14 protein-coding genes are annotated in these 16,781 nt (G+C 70.8%); 6 read left to right on the plus strand and 8 right to left on the minus strand.

Annotation, left to right across the window (positions count from 1 at the left end; genetic code table 11):
- The first annotated feature begins 19 nt into the window (after window positions 1–19).
- Window positions 20–1,672 carry a glucose-6-phosphate isomerase gene (pgi, locus tag ACH4TL_RS30400; RefSeq protein WP_398323355.1) on the plus strand — a complete coding sequence of 551 codons (1,653 nt, stop codon included), beginning with the start codon at window positions 20–22 and terminating at the stop codon, window positions 1,670–1,672.
- Between the two features lie 76 nt (window positions 1,673–1,748).
- On the opposite strand, the gene pgl is transcribed toward pgi, so the two are convergent.
- From pgl to tkt, 5 genes are read right to left on the minus strand one after another with little or no spacing between them, the layout of a single operon-like run.
- Complete coding sequence (gene pgl, locus ACH4TL_RS30405; RefSeq protein WP_398322985.1) at window positions 1,749–2,531, minus strand: 6-phosphogluconolactonase; 783 nt, start codon at window positions 2,529–2,531, stop codon at window positions 1,749–1,751.
- Window positions 2,528–3,694: a glucose-6-phosphate dehydrogenase assembly protein OpcA gene (opcA, locus tag ACH4TL_RS30410; RefSeq protein WP_398322987.1), complete on the minus strand. Its 1,167-nt coding sequence runs from the start codon at window positions 3,692–3,694 to the stop codon at window positions 2,528–2,530. Before opcA ends, pgl begins: the two co-directional genes overlap by 4 nt.
- Window positions 3,691–5,217 (minus strand): glucose-6-phosphate dehydrogenase, encoded by a 1,527-nt coding sequence (gene zwf / locus ACH4TL_RS30415; RefSeq protein ID WP_398323357.1) that lies wholly within the window; start codon window positions 5,215–5,217, stop codon window positions 3,691–3,693. The genes opcA and zwf overlap by 4 nt, the downstream gene beginning before the upstream one ends.
- Before the next feature lie 5 nt (window positions 5,218–5,222).
- Window positions 5,223–6,341: a transaldolase gene (gene tal / locus ACH4TL_RS30420; RefSeq protein ID WP_398322989.1), complete on the minus strand. Its 1,119-nt coding sequence runs from the start codon at window positions 6,339–6,341 to the stop codon at window positions 5,223–5,225.
- 47 nt (window positions 6,342–6,388) lie between these two features.
- Window positions 6,389–8,467: a transketolase gene (gene tkt, locus ACH4TL_RS30425; protein WP_398322991.1), complete on the minus strand. Its 2,079-nt coding sequence runs from the start codon at window positions 8,465–8,467 to the stop codon at window positions 6,389–6,391.
- A gap of 349 nt (window positions 8,468–8,816) precedes the next feature.
- On the opposite strand from tkt, the gene ACH4TL_RS30430 reads away from it, so the two are divergent.
- From ACH4TL_RS30430 to ACH4TL_RS30440, 3 genes are all read left to right on the plus strand, one after another.
- On the plus strand, window positions 8,817–9,782 hold the full coding sequence (locus ACH4TL_RS30430) for a heme o synthase (RefSeq protein WP_398322993.1): 966 nt from the start codon (window positions 8,817–8,819) through the stop codon (window positions 9,780–9,782).
- Between the two features lie 75 nt (window positions 9,783–9,857).
- A complete protein-coding gene (locus ACH4TL_RS30435; RefSeq protein WP_398322995.1) occupies window positions 9,858–10,202 on the plus strand; it encodes a hypothetical protein in 345 nt (114 codons plus the stop codon).
- 114 nt (window positions 10,203–10,316) lie between these two features.
- Window positions 10,317–11,471: an amidohydrolase gene (locus ACH4TL_RS30440; RefSeq protein WP_398322997.1), complete on the plus strand. Its 1,155-nt coding sequence runs from the start codon at window positions 10,317–10,319 to the stop codon at window positions 11,469–11,471.
- Here the strand turns inward: ACH4TL_RS30440 and ACH4TL_RS30445 are convergent.
- The 3 genes from ACH4TL_RS30445 to ACH4TL_RS30455 all read right to left on the minus strand — a co-directional run bounded on the left by ACH4TL_RS30445 (window position 11,384) and on the right by ACH4TL_RS30455 (window position 14,211).
- Complete coding sequence (locus tag ACH4TL_RS30445) at window positions 11,384–12,436, minus strand: heme A synthase (protein WP_398322999.1); 1,053 nt, start codon at window positions 12,434–12,436, stop codon at window positions 11,384–11,386. The two genes, ACH4TL_RS30440 and ACH4TL_RS30445, sit on opposite strands and share 88 nt — an antisense overlap.
- Before the next feature lie 78 nt (window positions 12,437–12,514).
- Window positions 12,515–13,288 carry an ABC transporter permease gene (locus ACH4TL_RS30450; RefSeq protein WP_398323001.1) on the minus strand — a complete coding sequence of 258 codons (774 nt, stop codon included), beginning with the start codon at window positions 13,286–13,288 and terminating at the stop codon, window positions 12,515–12,517.
- A complete protein-coding gene (locus ACH4TL_RS30455; protein WP_398323003.1) occupies window positions 13,285–14,211 on the minus strand; it encodes an ABC transporter ATP-binding protein in 927 nt (308 codons plus the stop codon). The genes ACH4TL_RS30450 and ACH4TL_RS30455 overlap by 4 nt, the downstream gene beginning before the upstream one ends.
- Window positions 14,212–14,489: 278 nt before the next feature.
- Here ACH4TL_RS30455 and ACH4TL_RS30460 point away from each other — a divergent pair, with 278 nt between their 5' ends.
- Window positions 14,490–15,302, plus strand: coding sequence for a helix-turn-helix transcriptional regulator (locus ACH4TL_RS30460; RefSeq protein ID WP_398323359.1), 813 nt, complete (start codon window positions 14,490–14,492; stop codon window positions 15,300–15,302).
- Window positions 15,299–16,720, plus strand: a complete 1,422-nt coding sequence (gene sufB / locus ACH4TL_RS30465; protein ID WP_398323005.1) for a Fe-S cluster assembly protein SufB — start codon at window positions 15,299–15,301, stop codon at window positions 16,718–16,720. The genes ACH4TL_RS30460 and sufB overlap by 4 nt, the downstream gene beginning before the upstream one ends.
- Window positions 16,721–16,781: the final 61 nt, after the last annotated feature.

The raw sequence follows: 16,781 nt of genomic DNA on the forward strand, positions 1-16,781 counted from the left end.
AAGTGGGCTGATGTCCGAGATGAACGCAGAAGGCCGCACCAGGCTCGATCAGCTGCCGGAGTGGAGCGCACTGGCCGAGCACCGCAAGACGCTGGGCGACGCGCATCTGCGCGAGCTGTTCGCCGGCGACCCGGAGCGCGCGAGCAGGTTCACGCTCCAGGTCGGCGATCTCCACGTCGACTACTCCAAGAACCTGGTGACGGACGAGACGCTGCGGCTGCTGCGCGAGCTGGCGCAGGCGACCGGAGTGGCCGCCCTGCGGGACGAGATGTTCCGCGGCGAGAAGATCAACACCACCGAGGACCGCGCGGTGCTGCACACCGCGCTGCGCGCCCCCCGCTCGGCGGTCATCACGGTGGACGGCGAGGACGTCGTCCCCGAGGTGCACTCGGTCCTCACCAAGATGAGCGTGTTCGCCGACCGCATCCGGGCCCGGGACTGGCACGGCCACACCGGCAAGCCCATCAAGAACATCGTCAACATCGGTATCGGCGGCTCCGATCTGGGCCCGGCGATGGCGTACGAGGCGCTGCGCGCCTACACCGACCGCGAGCTGGTGTTCCGCTTCGTCTCCAATGTGGACGGCGCCGATCTCCATGAGGCGGTGCGCGACCTGGACCCGGCGGAGACGCTGTTCATCGTCGCCTCCAAGACCTTCACCACCATCGAGACCATCACCAACGCCCGCTCAGCCCGCGAGTGGCTGCTGAGCGGGCTCGGGGCCGGTGAGGAGGCCGTCGCCAAGCACTTCGTGGCGGTGTCGACCGCCGCGGAGAAGGTCGCCGAGTTCGGCATCAACACGGACAACATGTTTGAGTTCTGGGACTGGGTCGGCGGGCGGTATTCCTACGACTCGGCGATCGGCCTCTCCCTGATGGTCGCCATCGGCCCGGACTGCTTCCGCGAGATGCTGGCCGGGTTCCACCTGGTCGACGAGCACTTCACCACCGCCCCGCCCGAGCGGAACGTGCCGCTGCTGCTCGGCCTGCTGGGCGTCTGGTACGGCGACTTCCACGACGCCCAGGCGCACGCCGTCCTGCCCTACAGCCACTATCTGTCGAAGTTCACCGCCTACCTCCAGCAGCTGGACATGGAGTCCAACGGCAAGTCGGTGGACCGGGAGGGCACCCCGGTCGGCTGGCAGACCGGCCCGGTGGTCTGGGGCACCCCCGGCACCAACGGCCAGCACGCCTACTACCAGCTGCTCCACCAGGGCACCAAGCTGATCCCGGCCGATCTGATCGGCTTCGCCAAGCCGGTGGAGGACCTGCGGCCCGGGCTGGTCGCCCAGCATGATCTGCTGATGGCCAACCTCTTCGCGCAAGGCCAGGCGCTGGCGTTCGGCAAGACGTCGGAAGAGGTCGCCGCCGAGGGCGTGCCGTCGGAGCTGGTGCCGCACAAGACGTTCCAGGGCAACCGGCCCACCACCACGATCCTGGCCGCCGAGCTGAGCCCGTCCGTGCTCGGCCAGCTCATCGCGCTCTATGAGCACAAGGTGTTCGTCCAGGGCGCCGTCTGGAACATCGACTCCTTCGACCAGTGGGGCGTCGAGCTGGGCAAGGTGCTCGCCAAGCGGGTCGAGCCCGCGCTGACCGAGGGCGCCGAGGTGCCGGGGCTCGACGCCTCGACGGCCGCTCTCGTCGCCACGTACCGCTCGCTGCGCGGCCGCTGAGCCACACACCCCGTCGCACATACGGCGATCCCCCGTGCGCAGGAAAGCGCACGGGGGATCGCCGTATGAACGAGCCTTACGGCGAGGCCGGTGGGTACAGCTCGCGCGGCAGACCGCTCGCCGCCGCCCGGTCCAGCAGCCACAGGGTGCGGCTGCGGCCGTACGCGCCCGCCGCCGGGGCCTGTATCTCCCCGGCCCCGGACAGGGCGATGGTCACCGCCTTCGCCTTGTCCTCACCGGCGGCCAGCAGCCACACCTCCCGTGCCGCGCGGATCGCGGGCAGGGTCAGCGAGACCCGGGTGGGCGGCGGCTTGGGCGCTCCGCGCACCGCGACCACCGTCCGCTCGGTCTCCCGGACGGCGGGCAGCTCGGGGAAGAGCGAGGCCACATGGGTGTCCGGGCCGACGCCCAGCAACAGAACGTCGAATGACGGTGCCGCGCCGTGGTTCTCCGGCCGCGCGGCGCGGCCCAGCTCGCGCTCGTACGCCTCCGCCGCGGCCTCCACATCGCCGCCGTGCGGCCCGTCGGAGGCGGGCATCGGATGCACCCGCGCCGGGTCGAGATCCACCGCGTCCAGCAGCGCCTCCCGGGCCTGGGTGACGTTACGGTCCGGGTGGCCGTCGGGCAGGAACCGCTCGTCGCCCCACCACAGGTCCAGCCGTGACCAGTCCACCGCGTCGCGCGCGGGGGACGTGGCGAGGGCCGCCAGCAGGCCGTTGCCGTTGCGGCCGCCGGTCAGGACGACGGAGGCGGAGCCCCGGGCGGCCTGGGCGTCCACGACCTTCGTGATCAGCCGGGCCGCGGCCGCCTGGGCCATCAGCTCCTTGTCGCGGTGGACGACCACCTGCGGGGCGGTCACTTGCCGTCTGCCTTTCCGCCGTTCCCGCCGTTCGCCCCGGCCTTTCCCTCCGTCTTGCCGCCCGGCTTGAGGTCCGAGGGCTTCGGAGCCGGAGCGGCCGGGGGCTGGGCAGGGGCCTGCGGCGGGGCGGGGGTGTTCGACGGGGACGGGGCCGTGCCCGGGTCGCGCGTGGGCAGCGGCGGCCGGGGCGGGGCCGGGGGCCCCTGCCGCGCATCGGCGGTCGCGGTGGCCGCGCCGCCGCCGTTGAGCTTGTTCACGCCGAACTTCACCGAGATCGCGTACATCTCGTCCGGGTCCAGCCGCCGCAGCTCCTCGGCGATCAGCTCCGAGACCTCCCGCCGCTGGAGCGCGACGTGCCGGTCCGGCTGGCCCGGCATCGCCAGCTCGGCCAGGGCGCCGTCCGCCCGGTCCAGGCAGATCACGCCGTCGGCCGTCTCCAGCCGCACCGCGGTCAGCCCCGGGCCCTCGGAGACCTCCCGGTCGACCGGGACCCGCAGCCGCTCGGCGAGCCACAGCGCGAGCAGTTCGCTGCTCGGGTTGTACGCCTCGCCCTCGACCACCGCGGAGGTGATCTTCGAGTGCTTCTGGTCCAGCGCGGCCGCCAGCACACTGCGCCACGGGGTGATCCGGGTCCACGCCAGGTCGGTGTCGCCCGGGGTGTAGGTCTCGGCCCGCAGGCCCAGCGTGGCGACCGGGTCCTCGGTGGCCTGGGCGTCGGTGATGCGGCGCTGGGCGAGCTGCCCCAGCAGATCCTTGGCGGGGTTCTCCGGGGCGTCCTCGGGCCACCACACCACGACCGGCGCGTCCGGCAGCAGCAGCGGCAGGACCACCGAGTAGGCGTGGTTGGCGAGTTCGCCGTGGAGCCGCAGCAGAACCGTCTCACCGGTGCCGGTCTCGCCGCCGACCCGGACCTCGGCGTCCATCCGGGCCATCTTGCGGTCGCGCGGCGAGCGGCCCGGCCGCTTGATGACGACCAGGATGCGCGAGGGGTGCTCCTTGGACGCCTCGCTCGCGGCCTTCAGGGCGTCGTAGTGGTTGCCCTCGTCGGTGACGATGACGAGGGTGAGCACCATGCCCACGGCCGGGGTGCCGGTGGCCCGGCGCGCCTGGACCAGAGCGGAGTTGATCCGGCTGGACGTGGTGTCCGTGAGATCGATGTTCATGGCCGCCGCCAGCTCCGTCCGTCTCGTGCGAGCATCTCGTCCGCGGCCTTCGGCCCCCAGGTACCGGACGTGTACTGCTCCGGCTTCCCGTGCTTGTCCCAGTACTCCTCGATCGGGTCGAGGATCCGCCAGGACTCCTCCACCTCCTGGTGGCGCGGGAAGAGGTTCGCGTCGCCCAGCAGGACGTCGAGCAGCAGCCGCTCGTACGCCTCGGGGCTGGACTCGGTGAAGGACTCGCCGTACTGGAAGTCCATCGTCACGTCGCGGATCTCCATGGAGGTGCCGGGCACCTTGGAGCCGAACCGGATCGTGACGCCCTCGTCCGGCTGCACCCGGATGACCAGGGCGTTCTGCCCCAGCTCCTGGGTGTCGGTCGCGTCGAAGGGGGAGTGCGGGGCGCGCTGGAAGACGACGGCGATCTCGGTGACCCGGCGGCCCAGCCGCTTGCCGGTGCGCAGGTAGAACGGGACGCCCGCCCAGCGGCGGTTGTCGATCTCCAGCTTGACCGCGGCGTAGGTGTCGGTCTTGGAGTTCGCGTCGATGCCCTCTTCCTCGAGGTAGCCGCGCACCTCCTCGCCGCCCTGCCAGCCGTGGGCGTACTGGCCGCGCACGGTGTGCTTGCCCAGCTCGCGCGGGAGCTTGACCGCGGTGAGCACCTTCAGCTTCTCGGTGACCAGCGCCTTGGCGTCGAAGGAGGCGGGCTCCTCCATGGCGGTCAGGGCGAGCAGCTGGAGCAGGTGGTTCTGGATGACGTCACGGGCGGCGCCGATGCCGTCGTAGTAGCCCGCGCGGCCGCCGATGCCGATGTCCTCGGCCATGGTGATCTGCACGTGGTCGACGTAACTGCGGTTCCACAGCGGCTCGAACATGGTGTTGGCGAAGCGCAGCGCCAGGATGTTCTGGACCGTCTCCTTGCCCAGGTAGTGGTCGATCCGGAAGACGTCGCTCGGCCGGAAGACCTCGTGGACGACCTGGTTCAGCTCCTGGGCGCTCTTCAGGTCGTGGCCGAAGGGCTTCTCGATGACGGCGCGCCGCCAGGAGTGGTCCTGCCCGTCGGACAGCCCGTGCTTCTTGAGCTGCTGCACCACGTTGGGGAAGAACTTGGGCGGCACGGAGAGGTAGAAGGCGAAGTTGCCGCCGGTGCCGCGGGCCTTGTCCAGCTCTTCTATGGTCGCCTTCAGCTTCTCGAAGGCGTCGTCGTCGGAGAACTCCCCGGGTACGAAGCGGAATCCCTCGGCGAGCTGCTGCCAGACCTCCTCGCGGAACGGCGTCCGCGCGTGTTCCTTCACCGCGTCGTGGACGACCTGGGCGAAGTCCTCGTTCTCCCAGTCACGGCGGGCGAAGCCGACGAGCGAGAAGCCCGGCGGCAGCAGGCCGCGGTTGGCCAGGTCGTAGACGGCGGGCATCAGCTTCTTGCGGGACAAGTCACCGGTGACCCCGAAGATGACCAGGCCGGACGGCCCCGCGATGCGCGGGAGCCGCCGGTCCTTCGGGTCACGCAGCGGATTGCTGCTGATGGTCAAGGTGTTCACGCCTCCGACGGTGCGAGGCGGTTCAGCTCCGCCTCGGTGGACTTCAGCAGGTCGTTCCAGGACGACTCGAACTTCTCGACGCCCTCGTCCTCCAGAAGCTGTACGACCTCGTCGTACGAGATGTTGATCGAGGCCAGCGCGTCGATGTCGGCCTGGGCCTGCGCGTAGCCGCCGGCCACGGTGTTGCCCTTGATCTCGCTGTGGTCGGCGGCCGCTTCGAGGGTGGCCTCCGGCATCGTGTTGACGGTGCCCGGGGCGACCAGCTCGTCGACGTACTGGGTGTCCTTGTAGGCCGGGTCCTTGACGCCGGTCGAGGCCCACAGCGGACGCTGCTTGTTGGCGTTGGCCCGGTCCAGGGCGGCCCAGCGGTCGGAGCCGAAGACCTCCTCGTACGCCTGGAAGGCGAGCCGGGCGTTGGCGATGGCGGCCTTGCCGCGCAGCGCCTTGGCCTCGTCGGTGCCGAGCTTGTCGATGCGCTTGTCGATCTCGGTGTCCACGCGGGACACGAAGAAGGACGCCACCGAGTGGATCTTGGAGATGTCCAGGCCCGCGGCCTTCGCCTTCTCCAGACCGGCCAGGTAGGCGTCCATGACCGCGCGGTAGCGCTCCAGGGAGAAGATCAGCGTGACGTTGACGCTGATGCCCAGGCCGATCACCTCGGTGATCGCCGGGAGGCCCGCCCGGGTGGCCGGGATCTTGATGAAGGTGTTCGGGCGGTCCACCAGCCAGGCCAGCTGCTTGGCCTCGGCGATGGTGGCGGCCGTGTTGTGGGCCAGCCGCGGGTCGACCTCGATGGAGACCCGGCCGTCCTGGCCGCCGGTCGCGTCGTGGACCGGGCGCAGGATGTCGGCGGCGTCCCGGACGTCCGCGGTGGTGATCATCCGTACGGCTTCCTCGACGGTGACCTTGCGGGCCGCGAGGTCGGCGAGCTGCTGCTCGTAGCCGTCGCCGCCGGAGATCGCCTTCTGGAAGATCGACGGGTTGGTGGTGACGCCGACGACATGCTGCTGGTCGATCAGTTCGGCGAGGTTGCCGGAGGTGATCCGCTTCCGGGAGAGATCGTCGAGCCAGATCGCGACGCCTTCGTCGGCCAGCCGCTTGAGTGCGTCTGTCATGGGGTGTGTCTCCTGTTGCTCGTCGCTGTTCAAGTCGGATGCGGGCGTCACTGCCCGGCGGCGTCCAGGGACTCGCGGGCGGCGGTGACCACGGAGTCGGCCGTCAGACCGAATTCCCGGTAGAGCACCTTGTAGTCGGCGGACGCGCCGAAGTGCTCCAGCGAGACGATGCGGCCGGCCTCGCCGACGTAGCGGTACCAGGTCAGGCCGATACCGGCCTCGACGGCCACGCGCGCCTTCACGGACGGCGGCAGCACGCTGTCGCGGTACCCCTTGTCCTGCTCTTCGAACCACTCGATCGAGGGCATCGAGACGACGCGGGTCGGCACCCCGGCGGCCTGGAGCTGCTCGCGCGCCTCGACGGCGAGCTGGACCTCGGAGCCGGTGCCGATCAGGATCACCTGCGGCTGGCCGCCCTCGGCCTCGAACAGCACGTAACCGCCCTTGGCCGCGTTCTCGTCGGCCTCGTACGTCGGCACGTTCTGCCGGGTGAGCGCGAGGCCGTGCGGGGCGGGCTTCTCGCTGTGGCGGCGGGTGATCTCGCGCCAGGCGATGGCCGTCTCGTTGGCGTCGGCCGGGCGCACGATGTTCAGGCCCGGGATGGCGCGCAGCGCGGACAGGTGCTCGACCGGCTGGTGGGTGGGGCCGTCCTCGCCGAGGCCGATGGAGTCGTGCGTCCACACGTAGGTGACCGGCAGCTTCATCAGCGCGGCCAGCCGCACGGCCGGGCGCATGTAGTCGGAGAAGACGAGGAACGTGCCGCCGTAGACACGGGTGTTGCCGTGCAGCGCGATGCCGTTCATTGTCGAGCCCATGGCGTGCTCGCGGATGCCGAAGTGGATCGTCCGCCCGTACGGGTCGGCCTCCGGCAGCGGGTTGCCCTTCGGCAGGAAGGACGACGACGCGTCGATGGTGGTGTTGTTGGACCCGGCGAGGTCGGCCGAGCCGCCCCACAGCTCGGGGAGGATTCCGCCGAGCGCCTTGAGCACCTGTCCTGACGCCTTGCGGGTGGCGACGTCCTTGCCCGCCTCGAAGACCGGCAGCGCGCTCTCCCAGCCCTCCGGCAGCTCACCGGCGGTGACGCGGTCGAACTGGGCGGCGCGCTCGGGGTTGTTGTTGCGCCACTCCTGGAGCGTCTTGTCCCAGGCGGCGTGCGCCTCACGGCCGCGGTCGACCAGCCCGCGGGTGTGGTTGATGATCTCGGTGTCGACGTGGAAGTGCTGCTCGGGGTCGAAGCCGAGGACCCGCTTGGTGGCCGCGACCTCGTCGGCGCCGAGCGCGGAGCCGTGGGACGCCTCGGTGTTCTGCGCGTTCGGCGCGGGCCAGGCGATGATCGTGCGGGCGGCGATGATCGAGGGGCGCTCGGTCTCGGCCTGCGCCGCCTTGAGCGCCGCGTACAGCTCCTGGACGTCGAAGTCGCCGTTGGCCGCCTGCTCGATGCGCTGGACATGCCAGCCGTACGCCTCGTACCGCTTCAGCACGTCCTCGGACAGCGCGGTGGCGGTGTCGCCCTCGATGGAGATGTGGTTGTCGTCGTACAGCGCGACGATGTTGCCCAGCTTCTGGTGACCGGCCAGCGAGGACGCCTCGGCGGAGATGCCCTCCTCCAGGTCGCCGTCGGAGACGATCGCCCAGATGGTGTGGTCGAACGGGGAGGCGCCCTCGGGCGCCTCCGGGTCGAACAGTCCGCGCTCGTAGCGGGCGGCCATGGCCATGCCCACCGCGTTCGCGACGCCCTGGCCGAGCGGGCCGGTGGTGGTCTCCACACCGGTGGTGTGGCCGTACTCCGGGTGGCCCGGGGTGAGGCTGCCCCAGGTGCGGAAGGACTTCAGGTCCTCCAGCTCCAGGCCGAAGCCCGCCAGGTAGAGCTGGACGTAGAGGGTCAGGCTGGTGTGCCCGGGGGAGAGGACGAACCGGTCGCGGCCCGCCCAGTCCGCGTCGGACGGGTCGTGCCGCATCAGCTTCTGGAAGAGCAGGTACGCGGCGGGCGCGAGGCTCATGGCCGTGCCAGGGTGGCCGTTACCGACCTTCTGTACGGAGTCCATGGCCAGGACGCGGGCGGTGTCAACGGCCCGCTGGTCCAGATCGGTCCATTCAAGGTCTGTGGTAGTCGGCTTGTTGCTCACCCTGAGTCAGGGCTCCTCTCCACAATGTCGCTGTCCGGTGACCGTGTGCACACCGGCGAGGTCGAGCCTACCCCTGTAGTAACGGTCATCTTTTCGAGTTCCACTCAACGTCTTACGAAACGAATCTCAAGGTCGCGGCATTCCATCGGAGTTCTCTCCGAGATCCACGGAATACGGCGTTCCGTTGGCTGTACGGGGCGTTCGCGCAGCTCTTCGAGGGGCATCAACACGACCCGACCCCGGCGGCGGGCGGCGTATCCGCTACGTCTAGAGTGGCGTGGTACGCGCAAGTCTTTACCGGGGTTTCATCTCCGGTGCTTGCTGGTTCTTGCTTCCACCAGGGGTGTGCGTGACGGCCGTCGAATCCCGTCCTGCGGGGGTGCTCGAAACGAGCGAATCGAGCCTCGGGCAGCGGCTTCCCGGCCGCCGGCCGCTCGGGGCCCGGGTCAAGGCGTTCGTGATGCTGACCAAGCCGCGTGTCATCGAGCTGCTGCTGATGACCACGGTGCCGGTCATGTTCCTGGCCGCCCAGGGCGTCCCGGACCTGTGGCTGGTCCTCGCGACCTGCGTCGGCGGCTATCTGTCCGCCGGTGGCGCCGCCGCGTTCAACATGTACTACGACCGCGACATCGACGCGATGATGGACCGCACGTCGCAGCGTCCCCTGGTCACCGGCATGGTGTCGCCGCGGGAGTGCCTGGTCTTCGCCTTCTCGCTCGCCATCGCGTCGACGGCCTGGTTCTGGGTTCTCGTCAACCCGCTGTCCTCGATGCTGGCCCTCGGTGCGCTGATCTTCTACGTCGTCGTCTACACGATGTGGCTCAAGCGGCGCACCTCGCAGAACATCGTCTGGGGCGGCATCGCGGGCTGCATGCCGGTGCTCATCGGATGGTCGTCGGTCACCAATGAGGTGTCCTGGGCCGCGGTGATCCTCTTCCTGGTCATCTTCTTCTGGACGCCGCCGCACTACTGGCCGCTGTCGATGAAGGTCAAGGAGGACTACGAGCGGGCGAGCGTGCCGATGCTGCCCGTCATCGCGGGCAACAAGGCCGTCGCCCGGCAGATCGTCCTCTACAGCTGGGCCATGGTCGGCGTCTCGCTGCTGCTGTGGCCGCTCGGCTACACCGGCTGGTTCTACCCGGTGGTGGCGACCGTGCTGGGCGCGTTCTGGCTCAAGGAGGCGCACGGGCTCCAGTCGCGCGCCCGGGCGGAGATCACCGGCGCGAAGCTGAAGGAGATGCGGCTGTTCCACTGGTCCATCACCTATGTCTCGCTGCTGTTCGTCGCCGTGGCGGTGGACCCCTTCCTGCGGTGATCGCCTTCCGTGTGAGATCCCCTTACGGCCGTGATCCTCTTCCGGGCGTGATTACCGGCGGGTAGCATCGGTGGTATGGCAGATACCACGCAGGCGTCCGCGAAGGACCCGAAGGACGAGAAGCGGGCCCAGCGACTCGCCCACCAGATCACGGCCTTCGCCAAGAGCCACGGCGGCAGCGCCGAGGGCCAGCTCGCCCACATCGGCCGCGGCACCGTCCGGATCGCCCTGGTGGGCGCCAACGGCGAATGGGGCGCCCTCGTCGCCCCCACCCGGGAGGCGGCCGCCCGCGCCGCCGAGATCGCCGGGCTCACGCTCCAGGACGACTTCGACGGCGACCTCGCGGCGAAGGTCCGCACGGGCCCGTACGAATGGAAGCGGATGGCCGGAATCCAACTGGGCGGCCCGCGCAACACCTGAACCCCGAACAGTCCGTCCCGCGGACCGGCACAATGAGGCCGCGCCCGCATACGGCCGGTCCGCCGTGCCCCACCCGGCGACACCTCGCGCGGCATCCGGGCGTTAAGCCCTGCGATGCCGGAGGGCGAGGAGGCGGCGGCGATGGACGAGGCGCGGGACGGGCCGGGCGTGGAGCTGCCGCCGCTGGTCGATCAGCACGGCCACGGCATCGTCCACGGTGAGCTGGGCCTCGGCTCGTTCGAGACGCATCTGGCCGCCGCCGCGGGATCGGGTCCGGCCCCGGCCGGGACCACGTACTTCGACAGCTGGACCGGGCTCGCCGTGCGCCGCTGGTGCCCGCCGCTGCTGGGCATGGAGCCGCACTGCGCGCCCGTGCGCTATCTGGCCCGCCGCCGTGAGCTGGGCGCCTACCGCGCCGCCCGGCTGCTGCTGCGCGGCGCGGGCATCGGCACCTTTCTGCTGGAGTCGGGCGCCCCGAGCGACCTCACCTCGGCCGCCGAGCTGGCGGCGGCGGCCGGCGGCCGGGTCCATGAGGTCGTACGGCTCGAACCGCTGGCCGAACAGGTCGCCGATACCTCGGGCACGGTCGACGCGTTCATCGGCAACACCGCCGAGGCCCTGTACGCCGCCGCCCAGCACGCCACCGCCTTCGCTCTGGGCATCACCTACTGCGAGGACAGGCCGCCAGACCCGCGCGAGGTGCGCCGCGCCGCGGCGCGGCGGCTCTCCGTACGCCCCGTACGCAACCGTGCGCCGGACCCGGTGCTCGCCCAGCACCTGATGTGGAGCGCGGTGGCGACCGGGCTTCCGGTGCAGCTGCACTGCGCCGATCCGCAGCCGCTGCTCGGCTTCCTGCGCGCCACCGCCGGGTTCGGCACCGACCTGGTGCTGCTGCCCGACCGGCCGCACCACCGCCGAGCGGCCCAGCTCGCCGCCGTCTTCCCGCACGTCTACGCGGACGCCGGGCCGCGGCCCGCGGAGACGCTGGGCGAGGCGCCTTTCGGCAAGCTGCTGTTCTCCACCGGCGCCCGAGCGCTGCCCGAGCTGTATGTGACCGCGGCCCGGCTGTTCGGCCAGGCCATGGACCGGCTGGCGGCCGAGTGGATCGCGGACGGCATCTGTACGAGGGCGGAGGCCCGGCGGATCGCCGGGCTGGTCGCGGCCGGGACCGCGCGCCGGGTCTACCGGCTGGACGCGGCGGGCTCGGGCGCCGGGTCCGGGTCCACGGGGGTCTGCGGGGCCTCGGGGGTCTCCGGGGTCTTCGGCTGAAGCGACTCGTGGTCGCCCGCCGGTCCGGAGTCCGGGGCGTCGGCGAGCGCGGGGCGCTCGCGCTGCGCGAAGAGCACCCGCAGGACCGCGATCCACACCAGGCAGGACCCGAACATGTGGATGCCGACGACCACCTCGGGCAGGCCCGTGAAGTACTGGACGTACCCGATCACGCCCTGGAGGAGCAGCACGCCTAGCAGTTCGAGCACCGGACGGCGCTGGGCCGCCGGGGCCTTCACGGCACGCAGCGTGAACCACAGGGCGACGGTGAGGCCCAGCACGATGTAGACGAAGTCCACGTGGAGCTGGGCGATCTCCTGCCAGTCCAGCGGGATTCGGTGCACCTCGCGGGCGTCACCGGCGTGCGGACCGGAGCCGGTGACCACCGTGCCGATCAGGATCAGTGCCAGGGTCGAGCCGACCAGCACCCAGGTCAGCTGGCGCACCGGCCGGGCCACCAGGTCGCGCGGGGCGCCGTCGCCCTCGCGGGAGCGCTGCCAGACCGCCATCGCGACCGTGAGGAGCGCGGTGGCCAGCAGGAAGTGCGAGCTGACGATGTACGGGTTCAGGCCGGTGAGGACGATGATGCCGCCGATGACGGCGTTGCTCATGATCAGCCAGAACTGGACCCAGCCCAGCCGGGTGAGGGAGCGGCGCCACGGCTGACGGGCCCGGGCGGCGATGATCAGCAGCCCGGTGAACGCGCACAGCACGTACGTCAGCATGCGGTTGCCGAACTCGATGGCGCCGTGGATGCCCAGCTCGGAGGTGGGCGTGAGGCTCCCGGATGTGCACCGGGGCCAGGTGTCACAGCCCAGCCCGGACTCGGTGAGCCGCACCGCGCCCCCGGTGACGACGATGACCACGGACATCACCACGGTGGCGAGCGCGGCCAGCTCCACGAAGCGCGCGGAGGGCTGCCAGCGCCGGGCGATCAGCTCGAACGGATTCAGCGAATTCGGCACGGAGTCATCGTAGGACGGAGCTTGTGCAGCTTTTCACGAGGGGTCCGGGTTACCGGCGGAAGCGGCCCGGAGCGCCTCTCACTCCCAGCGGAAGAACCGCGCCGCCGCGCCGAGCCCCAGCACCGCCCATACGGCGAGGATGCCGAGGTCCCGCCAGGGCATCCCGGCGCCGTCCTGGAGGACGTCCCGCAGCCCGCCGGAGAGCGCCGAGATCGGCAGCAGCTCCAGCACGGCGCGCGCGCCGCCCGGGAACTTGTCCAGTGAGACGATCACTCCGCCGCCCACGAGCAGCAGCAGGAAGACCAGGTTGGCCGCGGCGAGCGTCGCCTCGGCCTTGAGGGTGCCCGCCATCAGCAGCCCGAGCCCGGAGAACGCGGCGGTGCCGAGGACCAGCAGCAGCACCACGGCGAGCGGGTCGCCGCGCGGCGACCAGTCCAGCGTGAAGGCGATCGCCGTCAGCAGCACGATCTGGAGCACCTCCGTGACCAGCACCGCGCACGTCTTGGCGGCCATCAGCGCCCACCGGGGCAGCGGGGAGACGGCGAGCCGCTTGAGCACGCCGTACCGCCGCTCGAAGCCGGTCGCGATGGCCTGTCCGGTGAACGCCGTGGACAGCACGGCGAGCGCCAGCACACCGGGTGCCAGGAAGTCGACGGCGTTCCCGGGGACGCCGGTGTCCACGATGTCGATGCTGCTGAAGAGCACCAGCACGAGGGACGGGATGACGACGGTCAGCAGCAGCTGTTCGCCGTTGCGCAGCAGCATCCGGGTCTCCAGCGCGGCCTGTGCGCGGATCATCCGGAGCAGCGGGGCCGCCCCCGGCTGGGGGTGGAAAGTGCCTGTGGCGGTCACGCGCGCAGCTCCTTACCGGTCAGCTCCAGGAAGACGTCCTCCATGGTGTGCCGCTCGACCGAGATGCGGTCCGGCATCACGCCGTTCTGCGCGCACCAGGAGGTGACCGTGGCCAGCATCTGCGGGTTGACCTTGCCGGTGACCCGGTAGCCGCCGGGGGTCAGCTCGGCGGCCGTGCTGTCGGCGGGCAGCGCCTTGAGCAGCGAGGCCAGGTCGAGCGCGGGGCGGCCGCTGAAGCGCAGGGTGTTCTCGGCGCCGCCGCGGCACAGCTCCTCGGGGGTGCCGTGGGCGATCACCTTGCCGCCGTCGATGATCGCGACGTGGTCGGCGAGCTGTTCGGCCTCGTCCATGTAGTGCGTGGTCAGCACGACGGTCACGCCGTCGCGGCGCAGATCGCGGACGAGGTCCCAGGTGGCGCGGCGGGCCTGCGGGTCGAGTCCGGCGGTGGGCTCGTCGAGGAAGACCAGTTCGGGGCGGCCGACGACGGCCATGGCGAGCGCGAGCCGCTGCTGCTGGCCGCCGGAGAGCCGCCGGTAGGTCGTACGGCCGCAGGAGCCGAGGCCGAGCCGTTCGATGAGCGCGGGGACGTCCAGGGGGTGGGCGTGGAGGGTGGCGGTGTGGCGCAGCATCTCTTCTGCGCGCGCTCCGGAATAAACCCCTCCGGACTGGAGCATGACGCCGACCCGCGGCCGCAGCGCCGCCGCGTCCGCGACCGGGTCGAGGCCGAATATGCGCACCGTCCCGGCGTCGGGGCGGCGGTATCCCTCGCAGGTCTCGACGGTGGTGGTCTTGCCTGCGCCGTTGGGGCCGAGGACCGCGCTCACGGTGCCGCGGGCGACGGACAGGTCGAGCCCGTCGACGGCGGTCTTCGAGCCGTACCGTTTGACCAGGCCGACGACATCGACCGCGGGCTCTTCTCGCATGCCCGGCAGTCTACGAACGGCCGGGCGGGCCGTGGGCGGCAGGGCCGGAACGCATTCCCTCCGGCGGCCCGCGCGGGCCCCCTCCCACATTGCCCCTGACGAGCGCGGCCGTCGCATCGTCGCAGGTCACACTTAGGTACGCCTAAGTGACGCACCCCACCGGACGCCGCCTCCGCTCTCGCTTGTACCTTGCCGGAGAATTACGCAACAATGGCGTTGTGAAATACGCGAGCGAGGCTCCCGAGGGGCGCGCGGCCGAGTCGGCCGCGCGGTCCGGCATGCCCGCAGCGACCGCCCCCGAGGAGCAGCACGGCACCCGGAACCGGGTCGCCCGCTCCATCCTCGACCACGGCCCGTCCACCGCCGCCGAGCTCGCCCTGCGGCTGGAGCTGACCCAGGCGGCCGTGCGCCGCCACCTCGACACCCTCGTCGCCGACGGCGTCGTCGAGCCCCGCGAGAAGAGGGTGTACGGGGCGCGGCGGCGCGGCCGCCCGGCCAAGGCGTTCGCGCTGACGGACTGCGGCCGTGACGCCTTCGACCAGGCCTATGACGATCTCGCCGTCGACGCCCTGCGCTGGATCGAGCAGACCGCGGGCGGCGGCGAGGCGGGCCGGGCCGCCGTCGCGGCGTTCGCCCGCGCCAGGCTCGCCGCCCAGGCCGAGGGGTACCGCGGCGCCGTCGAGGCCGCCGCCCCCGGGCGGCGTACCGAAGCCCTGGCGGGCGCCCTGTCCGCGGACGGGTACGCTGCTACGGCGCGCAGCGCGCCGGTCGGCGAACAGCTCTGCCAGCACCACTGCCCGGTCGCCCACGCAGCCGAGCGATATCCGCAGCTGTGTGAGGCGGAGACCGAAGTCTTCTCCCAGCTGCTCGGGACGCACGTCCAGCGTCTGGCCACCATCGCCCATGGCGACGGGGTGTGCACGACGTTCATCCCGAAGACCGGACACGAGACCGGACACAAGTCCGGATCCCGGACCGGTGACAAGGCCGGACTGACCGGACGGACCGACACCGCGGTCGAGAAGACCGACCACCGCACCACCAAGACCACCACAGCATCTGCCAGCACGGCCGGGAGGAACCCCGAATGACTCTCCCCACGGAGACCGCTCACCCCGAGCTCGAGGGTCTGGGCAACTACGAGTACGGCTGGGCCGACTCCGACGTGGCCGGCGCCTCTGCCAAGCGCGGGCTCTCCGAGGATGTCGTCCGCGACATCTCGGCGAAGAAGTCCGAGCCGGAGTGGATGCTCAAGCTCCGCCTCAAGGCGCTGAAGCTCTTCGGCAAGAAGCCCATGCCCACCTGGGGCTCGGACCTGTCGGGCATCGACTTCGACAACATCAAGTACTTCGTCCGCTCCACCGAGCAGCAGGCCGCCTCCTGGGAGGACCTGCCCGAGGACATCAAGAACACGTACGACAAGCTGGGCATCCCGGAGGCCGAGAAGCAGCGCCTCGTCGCGGGTGTCGCGGCCCAGTACGAGTCCGAGGTCGTCTACCACCAGATCCGTGAGGACCTGGAGCAGCAGGGCGTCCTGTTCCTGGACACCGACACCGCGCTCAAGGAGCACCCGGAGCTCTTCAAGGAGTACTTCGGCACGGTGATCCCGGCGGGCGACAACAAGTTCGCCTCGCTGAACACCGCGGTGTGGTCCGGCGGCTCGTTCATCTACGTGCCCAAGGGCGTCCACGTGGACATCCCGCTCCAGGCGTACTTCCGGATCAACACCGAGAACATGGGCCAGTTCGAGCGGACGCTGATCATCGTCGACGAGGACGCGTACGTCCACTACGTCGAGGGCTGCACCGCGCCGATCTACAAGTCGGACTCGCTGCACTCCGCGGTCGTCGAGATCATCGTCAAGAAGGGCGCCCGCTGCCGCTACACGACCATCCAGAACTGGTCGAACAACGTGTACAACCTGGTCACCAAGCGCGCCGTGGCGTACGAGGGCGCGACCATGGAGTGGGTCGACGGAAACCTCGGCTCCAAGGTGACCATGAAGTACCCGGCCGTCTACCTGATGGGCGAGCACGCCAAGGGCGAGACGCTGTCCATCGCCTTCGCGGGCGAGGGCCAGCACCAGGACGCCGGTGCCAAGATGGTGCACATGGCGCCCCGCACCTCCTCGAACATCGTCTCCAAGTCGGTGGCCCGGGGCGGTGGCCGCACCTCCTACCGCGGTCTCATCGAGATCGGCGAGGGCGCCGAGGGCTCCAAGTCCAACGTGCTGTGCGACGCCCTGCTGGTCGACACCGTCTCGCGCTCGGACACCTACCCGTACGTGGACGTCCGCGAGGACGACGTGTCCATGGGGCACGAGGCGACCGTCTCCAAGGTCAGCGACGACCAGCTCTTCTACCTGATGAGCCGCGGTCTGTCCGAGGACGAGGCCATGGCGATGATCGTGCGCGGCTTCGTCGAGCCGATCGCGCGCGAGCTGCCCATGGAGTACGCGCTGGAGCTCAACCGGCTGATCGAGCTGCAGATGGAGGGTTCGGTCGGCTGACGCCACCGTCCCTCCCGCCCCGCCACGGGGCACCCCCGTGTAAGCCCCAGAAGGCAGAAAG

It is taken from the genome of Streptomyces sp. NPDC021115 (assembly GCF_044333065.1).
In the GTDB taxonomy this organism is placed as follows: Bacteria; Actinomycetota; Actinomycetes; order Streptomycetales; family Streptomycetaceae; genus Streptomyces.